Genomic DNA, 9,029 nt, shown 5'->3' with positions numbered 1-9,029 from the left:
CCGGCGCGGGGCGGCCCCCCGGGGGGCGCGGGGCCCCCGGGGGGGGGGGGGGGGGGGGGGCCCCGGGGGGGGGGGGGGGTCGTGGGGGGGGGGGGGGGGGGCCCCCCCCCCCCCCCCCCCCCCACTCTCGTTCCCCCACGGGGCCCTGTCCGCGGAAGTCACGGAAATTCACTCCGACGGGGAGGCGCTCGGAGTGAAAAGGGGAGCGGAAGGGGGCGTGTTCCTCCGCGCGGGCCGTCGGGTGATCACGGGCGGCCTACCGTCGTCACCATGGGACGCGGGGACCTGGCGACGCTGGTGCGGATCTGCGATCAGGCGGGACGGACACGCGGCACCGGATTCCTCGCCGACCACCACGGAACGGTCGTCACCAGCCACGAAGCCGTCGACGGGCTCAGCCGCGTCCTGCTGCGCGCGCCCGGCGACCGCAGCTGGCTCGCCGAGGCCGGGGCCGTCACCCCCCTGCCCGAGAGCGGACTCGCCCTCGTCCACAGCGAAGGGCTCGGCGTCCGCCCCCTGCCGCTCGCGACCCGCCCCGAGATCGAGCCCGGCACCTACGTCCGGATCGAGGCCCACGGCTGGCGCGAGGCGCGCGTCCTCGGCCCCGCCACCGTCACGTACACCGCCGCCGACCGCTTCCACGACCTCGACGAGGCCCTCGAACTCGCCATCGGCACCGAGGGCGCCGAGGCGCTCCGGCGCGGCGGCCGGGCCGCGGGCAGCCCCGTCCTCGACACCGCCACCGGCACCGTCCTCGCCGTCCTCGGCACCGCCCTGCACGGCGGCCGCAGGGCCGCCGGATACGCGGTCCCGCTCCGGCCCGACGGCCCGCTCACCGCCCTGCTGCGGCGCAACGCCGCCACCGTCCCCGCCTACGGCCCCGACCTCAACCTCGCCGGGATCCTGGAGCTCACCGCCACCTCCACCGGCCCCGTACGGGACCCCGGGCCCTGGCCCGAGCCCGTCGAGCGCGCCGACTGCGCCCGCGAACTCGACCGCTTCGCCGCCGGGGACGCCCCCGTCCTCGCCCTGGTCGGCACCCCCGGCACCGGCCGCACCACCGCCCTCGCCGCGCTCTGCGACCGCCGCGCCCGGGGCGTCGAACCGGCCCCCACCGTCCGGCTGCGCGGCGCCGACCTGCGAGCCGGGGACCACTCCCTCGCCGACGCCGTCGGCCGCGCCCTGGACCAGGCCGGCCGCATCGTCGCCGCCTCCGGGGCCCTCGGCGACACCACCACCGCCACCCCCGAGCGGGCCGCCGCCCTCGCCCGGGAGGCCGGCCGGCCGCTCCTCGTCGTCCTCGACGGCCCCGAGGAGATGCCCCCGCTCCTCGCCCACCGGCTCCCCGCCTGGACCGCCGCCACCGAGCGGTGGCTCCGCGCCCACGGCGCCCGGCTCGCCACCGCCTGCCGCCCCGAGCACTGGGAGCGGGCGGGCGCCCTCTACGGCCCGGAGGCCCTGCACCGCCCCGCGACCGGGGACGACGGGACCGGACTCCCGCCGGCCGTCGTCCTCGGCCCGTACACCGAGGCGGAGGCGCGGGCCGTGCGCGAGGGGTACGGGCTCCGCGAGACGGACCTCGCCGAGGCGGACGCCCGGCACCCGCTCGCCCTGCGGCTGCTCGCCGAGGTCCGGGCCGCGCTGCCCGGCGAGGTGCCGGGACGGCCCCGCCGCGAGGAGGTCTTCACCGCCCACCTCGACCTGATGTGCCTGCGGACCGCCGTCCGGATCGCCGCCGGGACCCGGCCCCTGGTCCGGGGGACCGCCGTCCGCCGGCTCGCCGCGCGCGTGACCGGCCGGGTCCACGAGGCGGCCCGCCGGTGCCTCGGCCCCGGCCACGGCGTCCTCGACCGGGCCTCCTTCGAGGAGCTGTTCCCCTGGCGGGAGGGCTGGGCCCCGGCCGTCCTCACCGAGGGCCTCCTCGTCCCGGCGGGCTCCGGCTACCGCTTCGCCCACGAGGAACTCGCCGACTGGCTCCAGGCCGCCCACCTCGACCTGGACACCGCCCTCCACGCCCTGGTCCACACCCACCACGAGCACGCCCCCGAACCCGGCGCGTCCACGGGCCCGGGTGCCGCACCCGGGAACAGCGCCCGGGGCCGTGGGGGTGTTTCCGGGAGTACGGGCCCGGGCCCCGGGCCCGTGAACACCGCCCCGGACCTCGGGCACGCACCCGGGAGTACGGGCCCGGCTCCCGGACCCGGGAGCACCACCCCGGACCCCGGGCCCGTACCGGGGACCGCCGTCCCGGGCCCCCGGCCCGCGCCGGCGAGCACCGCTCCGGACTCCGGGCCCGTCCCCGGAAGCACCGACCCGGCCGCCCCCGGCGACGCCGCCCCGGGGGCGCCCCCCGTCCCCCGGCACCGGATCGGGCCCGTGCTCCAGGCGCTGCTCCTGGAGCACCGGGAGCGGGGTGCGGGCGGGCTCGTGCCCCGGCTCGCCGGGCTCGTCGAGGCGCTCGCGCGGTTCGCGGACGCCGGGGAGGACGGGGACGGGGCCTGGTGGGCCGCGCGGCTGCTGGGGGAGAGCCTGCGGCGGGTGCCGGACCCCCGGCCCTGCCTGCCCGTCCTGCGGCTGCTCGCCGACCGGATCGGCGCCCGCCCGGGACGCCGCCCCGCCTTCGCCGCCTTCGGACCGGACTTCTGGCGGGACCTCGCCGTCGGGGAGGACGAGCGGATCGACCTGCTCCGGCGGCTGGTCACCGCCGACCCGCCGGGCGAGGACCGCTGGTTCGGCACGGTCGCGGAGCTGCTCGCCGCCGACCCCCGGGGCGTCCAGCCGCTCCTGTGCCGCTGGTTCGGCGACGCCCGGCCGCTGCCCGCCGCCCCGGACGCCACCGTCGCCACCGCCGCCCAGGCCCTCCTGCACGCCCACCGGGCGCTCGCCGTCGACGACCTGTGCGAGGTGCTCGTCGCCACCGCCCACCCCCTCGCCGAGGCCCTCCTCGCCACGCTCGCCCGGGACGAGACCTCCGCCCTCTGCCGGGCCGTCGACCGCTGGGCCCACGACGACGGGCGCCCGGAGCGCCGCGCCGCGGCCGCCGCGTACGGACGGCTGGTCACCGGCCGCGCCACCGCCCCCGCCGACCGCGAGCTGCTGCGCTACGCGGCCCTCGCCCTCCTCGCCCGCCCCGCCGACCGGGCCCTGCACGGCGCCGCCCTCGACCTCCTGATCCGCGACCCGGAGTTCCGCGGCCGCCACCTGCCCCGCGCCGCCACCGAGCCCGGCGTCCCCGTGGACGCCCTCGTCGAGGCCCTCGCCACCCACCCCGAGCAGGTCCTCGACGCCTTCCGGACCCGGCTCGACGCCCCCGGCGGGGACCCGGCCGCGATCCTGGAGGCCCTCGCCGGGATCGACGCGCCCGCCCTCGCCCGCCACGCCGCCGCCCTCGTCCGCGACCACGCCCTCCGCCACCCCGGGGACGCCCCCCACGTGGCGGCCTTCGTGGACCGGCGCCTCGAAGCCGGACCCGGGGCCAGGGCGGTGCTCTTCCCCCTGACGTGCGATCTGATCCGGAGCCGGTCCGTCCTCCTCCGCCGCGCCCTCGCCCCCGTGCTCGCCGCCCCCGGCACCGGCGCCTCCCGCCACCTGCGCGACGAGCTGCTCGACGTACTCCTGGAGCAGGAGGCACACGAGGAGGATGAGACCGGGGCCGGGGAGCCCTCCGTCCCGGAGGTCCTCCTGACGGCCGCCGCCGGGGAGGCCGAGCGGAACGGCGGGGCCCGCACCCGGCGGCTCACCCACCGGGCCGGCCTCCTGTGCGTCCGCACCCCCGAGGGCGCCGCGCGGCTCGACCGGCTCCTCGCCGCCCTCGTCGACGAGCGGCCCGTCTTCACCGAACTCCTCTGCGGCTGGATCGTCGCCGCCCCCGGCGACTGGGCGCCGCTGCTCGGCATCGCGACCCTCGACGCGCTGCGCGGCCCCGGCACTCCCATGCCGATGCGTGCCGACGGGCGTGGGCATGGCAGTCTTAGACCTGCTTAATCGGCGAACAGGCGGACGAGGAGCGGTCACAGTGCAGCGCTGGCGTGGTTTGGAGGACATCCCCCAGGACTGGGGGCGCAGCGTCGTCACCATCGGCTCCTACGACGGGGTGCACCGAGGGCACCAGCTGATCGTCGGACGCGCCGTCGAGCGCGCCCGCGAGCTCGGCGTCCCCTCCGTCGTGGTCACCTTCGACCCCCACCCCTCCGAGGTCGTGCGGCCCGGCAGCCACCCGCCGCTGCTCGCCCCGCACCACCGGCGCGCCGAGCTGATGGCCGGGCTCGGCGTGGACGCGGTGCTCGTGCTGCCGTTCACCGCCGAGTTCTCCCAGCTCTCCCCGGCCGACTTCATCGTCAAGGTGCTCGTCGACAAGCTGCACGCCCGGGCCGTCATCGAGGGCCCCAACTTCCGCTTCGGCCACCGGGCCGCCGGAAACGTCGCCTTCCTCGCCGAGCTCGGCGCCACCTACGACTACGAGGTCGAGGTCGTCGACCTGTACGTCAGCGGCAGCGCGGGCGGCGGCGAGCCCTTCTCCTCCACCCTCACCCGCCGCCTGGTCGCCGAGGGCGACATGGCCGGGGCCGCCGAGATCCTCGGCCGCCCGCACCGCGTCGAGGGCGTCGTGGTCCGCGGCGCCCAGCGCGGCCGCGAGCTCGGCTTCCCCACCGCCAACGTCGAGACCCTGCCGCACACCGCGATCCCGGCCGACGGCGTCTACGCGGGCTGGCTGACGGCCGCGGGCGAGCGGATGCCGGCGGCCATCTCGGTCGGCACGAACCCGCAGTTCGACGGCACCGAACGGACCGTCGAGGCGTACGCGATCGACCGCGAGGGACTCGACCTGTACGGGCTGCACGTGGCCGTCGACTTCCTGGTGTACGTGCGCGGGATGCTCAAGTTCGACACCCTGGACGACCTGCTCCGGGCGATGGCGGGCGACGTGGAGCGCTGCCGCGAGCTGACCGGGGAGTACGACCGGGAGCATCCGGAGCGGGCCTGACCCGCCGGGGCGGTCAGTCCGCCTTCCCCCGCCCCGACTGCCCCCGTCCCGCCTTCTCCCGCCCCGCCCAGTGGCAGGCCACCGCGTCCGCCCCGCCGCCGGGCAGGACCGGCAGGTCCTCGCCCCGGCAGCGGTCCGCGACCTCCGCCGCCGCGCCCGAGGCGAGGACCTGGCAGCGGACGTGGAAGCGGCAGCCCGAGGGGATCCGCGACGGGTCCGGCGGTTCCCCGGTCAGCACCACCGGCGCCCCCTCGGACTCCGGGAGCACCGACAACAGCGCCCGGGTGTACGGGTGCTGAGGGTTCGTCAGGACGGACTCCACCGGGCCCGTCTCCACGACCCGGCCCAGGTACATCACCGCCACCCGGTCCGCGATGTTCCACGCGAGGCCCAGGTCGTGGGTCACCACGAGCGCCGACAGGCCCAGTTCGTCGCGCAGCCGCAGCAGCAGCGCCAGGATCTCGCCCCGTACGGACGCGTCCAGGGAGGCCACCGGCTCGTCCGCGACGATCAGTTCGGGCTCCAGGACCAGCGCGCCCGCGATGACCACCCGCTGCCGCTGCCCGCCGGACAGCTCGTGCGGGTAGCGCAAGAAGAAGCGCTCCGGTGGGCGCAGCCCGGCCCGCGCGAGGGCCCCGGCGACGGCGGCCCGCTCGTCCCCCGCGTACCCGTGGATCCGCAGCCCCTCCGCCACCGCGTCGTACACCGTGTGCCGGGGGTTCAGCGAACCGCTCGGGTCCTGGAGGACCAGCTGCGCCCGCTTCCGGTACGTCTTCAGCGACCCGGAGGAGTACGCGAGCGGCTCCCCGTCGAAGGAGACCGTGCCCGAGGTGGGCCGGACCAGGCCGAGCAGCGAGCGGGCCAGGGTCGTCTTGCCGCAGCCCGACTCCCCGACGAGGGCCACGATCTCGCCCGCGCCGACGTCCAGGTCCACCCCGTCCACCGCCCGCGCGGGCGGCGCGCCCCGGCGTCCGGGGAAGACCACGCGCAGGTCCCGGGCCGAGAGCAGCGCCCCGGTCGCCGTCTCCGGGCGCGTGGTGGTGTCCGTACTCATGAAGCGCTCCCCACGTGCACGCAGGCGGCCCGGCGCCCCGCGCCCGCCTCCCGCAGTTCCTGGTCGAGGTCCCCGCAGGCGTCGAGCGCCACCGGACAGCGCGGGTGGAAGGTGCAGCCGCCCGGCAGGTCGGCCGGGTCCGGCGGATCGCCCGGCAGACCGCGCGGCGCCCGCCGGGAGGCGGGGTCACCGATGCGCGGGAACGCCGAGGACAGCGCCCGCCCGTAGGGGTGCGCGGCCGCCTCGTACACCTCCCGGGCCGGGCCCTCCTCGACGACCCGGCCCGCGTACATCACGGCGAGCCGGTCGCAGGTGTCGGCGAGGACCGCCAGGTCGTGGCTGATCATCAGGAGGCTGATGGACTGCTCGGCGACCAGGCCCTCGATCAGGCGCAGGATCTGCGCCTGGATCATCACGTCCAGGGCGGTGGTCGGCTCGTCCGCGACGATCAGCCGGGGGTCGCAGGCGAGCGCCATCGCGATCATCACGCGCTGCCGCTGCCCGCCGGACAGCTCGTGCGGATAGGCGGCGGCGCGGGCGGCGGGCAGGCCGACGTGGTCGAGCAGCTCGCCGACCCGCTTGCGGGCCGCCGCCGGGGTCGCCCGGCCGTGCACCAGCAGCGGCTCCGCGATCTGGTCCCCGATCCGGTGCACCGCGTTCAGCGAGTGCATCGCGCCCTGGAAGACGATCGACGCGCCCGCCCAGCGCACGGCCCGCAGCCGCCCCCACGACATCGCGAGGACGTCCTCGCCGTCGAGCAGGATCTCGCCCTCCAGGCGCGCCGACGCCGGGAGCAGCCGGAGCAGCGCGAGCGCGAGCGTGGACTTGCCGCAGCCGGACTCCCCGGCCACGCCCAGCTTGGTGCCCGCCTCCAGGGTCAGGTCGACTCCGCGCACGGCGGGCACGGCCGCCGCGCCCGACCCGTACGTCACCCTGAGGCCGCGTACTTCCAGGAGGCTCATCGCCCCACCCCCAGCTTCGGGTTGAGCACGGACTCGACGGCCCGGCCGCACAGCGTGAAGGCGAGCGCCACCAGGGCGATCGCGATCCCGGGCGGGGCCAGGTACCACCAGTGCCCGGAGGAGACCGCGCCGGCCTCCCGGGCGTCCTGGAGCATCCCGCCCCAGGAGACCACCGTCGGGTCGCCCAGGCCGAGGAAGGCGAGGGTGGCCTCGGTGAGGATGGCGGTCGAGATGCCGAGCGTGGTCTGCGCGAGGACCAGCGGCATCACGTTCGGCAGCACGTGCCGGGTCATGACGTGCCGGTGGCCGCCGCCGAGCGCGGTCGCCCGCTCGATGTACGGGCGGGACTCCACCGCGATGGTCTGCGCCCGCACCAGACGGGCGGTGGTCGGCCACGAGGTCACCCCGATGGCCAGGACCACCGTCCACATCGAGCGGGACATGACGGTGGCGAGCACGATCGCCAGGACCAGCGTCGGCATCACCAGGAACCAGTCGGTGATCCGCATGACGACGGTCGAGAACCAGCCGCCGTAGTGCCCGGCGACGACCCCCACCAGGGTGCCGATGGCGACCGAGAGGGCCGCCGCGAGCAGCCCGACGAGCAGCGAGATCCGCGCCCCCCAGATCAGCAGCCCGAGCAGCGAGCGCCCGAACTGGTCGGTGCCGAGCGGGAACTCGGCGCTCGGGGACTCCAGGGCCGTGCCCGGCGCCGCCGTCACCGACTGCACGTCGGCGCCGACGAGCAGCGGGGCGGCGAGCGCGAGCAGGGCGATCAGGACGAGCCCGGCGAGACCGTAGAGGCCGGCGCGGTGGGTGCGGTACCGCTTCCAGAAGCGGATCGCCGACGCCTTGCGGCGCTGCCGGGCGAGGGAGGCCGCGGAGGGCGGCTTCCGCGCGGGCTCGGGGACGGCGGGAGGGGGTTCCAGGGGCTCCGGCGCTGGCGTCGCGGAGGTCGTGGAGGAGGTCATCGGCCCACCCGGGGATCGAGCAGCGGATAGAGCAGGTCGGCGAGCAGGTTCATCAGGATCATCGCTCCGGCGAAGACCACGAACAGGCCCTGCACGAGCGGCAGGTCGGGCACGCTGAGCGCCTGGTAGAAGAGTCCGCCGAGCCCCGGCCAGGAGAACACCGTCTCCACCAGGATCGACCCCGCCGCCACGTGGCCCAGATTGATGAAGATCATGGTCACGGTCGGGAGCAGCGCGTTCGGCACGGCGTGCCTGCGGCGCACGACGTCGTCGCGCAGCCCCTTGGCCCGCGCCGTCGTCAGGTAGTCGCCGCCCATCTCGTCCAGGAGCGAGGAGCGCATCACGAGCAGCGTCTGCGCGTAGCCGACCGCCACCAGGGTCACCACCGGCAGGACCAGGTGGTGGGCGACGTCCAGGACGTGCGCGAGACCGGTCTCGCCCGTGCCCGACTCCATGCCGCCGGTCGGGAAGAGCCCCGGAACCGGGCCCGCGCCCACGGAGAAGACGATGATGAGGAGCAGCCCGAGCCAGAAGGACGGCACCGACCACAGGGTCAGCGCGATCCCGGTGTTCAGCTTGTCCCCGAGGCCGCCGTGGCGCCAGGCCGAGCGGGTGCCGAGCCACAGCCCGAGCGCCGAGTAGATCACCACGGCGACCCCGGTGAGCAGCAGCGTCGCCGGGAGCTTCTCCCAGATCAGTTCCCCGACGGGGGCGCGGAACTGGAACGAGGTGCCGAGGTCGCCCGTCAGGGCCTTGGCGCAGTAGTCGGTGAACTGCTGCCAGAGCGGCAGGTCGAGCCCGAACTGCCGCCTCAGCGTTGCCAGTTGCTCGGCCGAGGTGGGCACGCCGTGGGTCATCGCCTTCACCGGATCGCCGGGGATGATCCGGAACAGGAAGAAGCTGGTGACGAGCACGGCGAAGAGCGAGACGAGCGCGCCGCCCAGCTTCCCCGCCGCGTGGCGGAGGTAACCGGAGGCGGCGCCGGCGCGGGACGCGCCGTCCGTGGTGCGGGCCGGGTCGGCCCGCACCACGTCGGCGGGGGTGCTGGTCGTCGTCAC

Annotated in this window: 6 protein-coding genes; 2 read left to right on the top strand and 4 right to left on the bottom strand. The window is 76.9% G+C overall.

What is annotated here, in order from left to right:
• The first annotated feature begins 270 nt into the window (after nt 1-270).
• Both ACIQD7_RS32090 and ACIQD7_RS32085 read left to right on the top strand, forming a co-directional pair.
• Nucleotides 271-3,984 carry a serine protease gene (locus ACIQD7_RS32090; protein ID WP_402446464.1) on the top strand — a complete coding sequence of 1,238 codons (3,714 nt, stop codon included), beginning with the start codon at nt 271-273 and terminating at the stop codon, nt 3,982-3,984.
• A 31-nt stretch (nt 3,985-4,015) separates the two neighbouring features.
• A complete protein-coding gene (locus ACIQD7_RS32085) occupies nt 4,016-4,984 on the top strand; it encodes a bifunctional riboflavin kinase/FAD synthetase (RefSeq protein WP_402446462.1) in 969 nt (322 codons plus the stop codon).
• Between the two features lie 13 nt (nt 4,985-4,997).
• Here ACIQD7_RS32085 and ACIQD7_RS32080 read toward each other — a convergent pair whose 3' ends face one another.
• Genes ACIQD7_RS32080 through ACIQD7_RS32065 form a run of 4 tightly spaced genes read right to left on the bottom strand, consistent with a single transcriptional unit; the run spans nt 4,998 to nt 9,029 of the window.
• Nucleotides 4,998-6,038, bottom strand: coding sequence for an ABC transporter ATP-binding protein (locus ACIQD7_RS32080; protein WP_402446459.1), 1,041 nt, complete (start codon nt 6,036-6,038; stop codon nt 4,998-5,000).
• Entirely contained in the window at nt 6,035-7,000 is a 966-nt protein-coding gene (locus ACIQD7_RS32075) for an ABC transporter ATP-binding protein (RefSeq protein WP_121833221.1), read from the bottom strand. The genes ACIQD7_RS32080 and ACIQD7_RS32075 overlap by 4 nt, the downstream gene beginning before the upstream one ends.
• Nucleotides 6,997-7,971: an ABC transporter permease gene (locus ACIQD7_RS32070; protein ID WP_121833222.1), complete on the bottom strand. Its 975-nt coding sequence runs from the start codon at nt 7,969-7,971 to the stop codon at nt 6,997-6,999. Before ACIQD7_RS32070 ends, ACIQD7_RS32075 begins: the two co-directional genes overlap by 4 nt.
• A complete protein-coding gene (locus tag ACIQD7_RS32065) occupies nt 7,968-9,029 on the bottom strand; it encodes an ABC transporter permease (protein ID WP_402446454.1) in 1,062 nt (353 codons plus the stop codon). The genes ACIQD7_RS32070 and ACIQD7_RS32065 overlap by 4 nt, the downstream gene beginning before the upstream one ends.

It is taken from the genome of Streptomyces sp. NPDC093071 (genome assembly GCF_044754545.1).
GTDB lineage: Bacteria > Actinomycetota > Actinomycetes > Streptomycetales > Streptomycetaceae > Streptomyces.
Note: the sequence above shows the minus strand (reverse complement) of the source record. Positions and strands in the feature narration are given on the sequence as shown.

What these genes read in the sequence shown, in the direction of transcription:
- ACIQD7_RS32090 (WP_402446464.1), top strand. Translation starts at nt 271, where the DNA reads ATGGGACGCGGGGACCTGGCGACGCTGGTGCGGATCTGCGATCAGGCG.
- ACIQD7_RS32080 (WP_402446459.1), bottom strand. Translation starts at nt 6,038, where the DNA reads ATGAGTACGGACACCACCACGCGCCCGGAGACGGCGACCGGGGCGCTG.
- ACIQD7_RS32075 (WP_121833221.1), bottom strand. Translation starts at nt 7,000, where the DNA reads ATGAGCCTCCTGGAAGTACGCGGCCTCAGGGTGACGTACGGGTCGGGC.
- ACIQD7_RS32070 (WP_121833222.1), bottom strand. Translation starts at nt 7,971, where the DNA reads ATGACCTCCTCCACGACCTCCGCGACGCCAGCGCCGGAGCCCCTGGAA.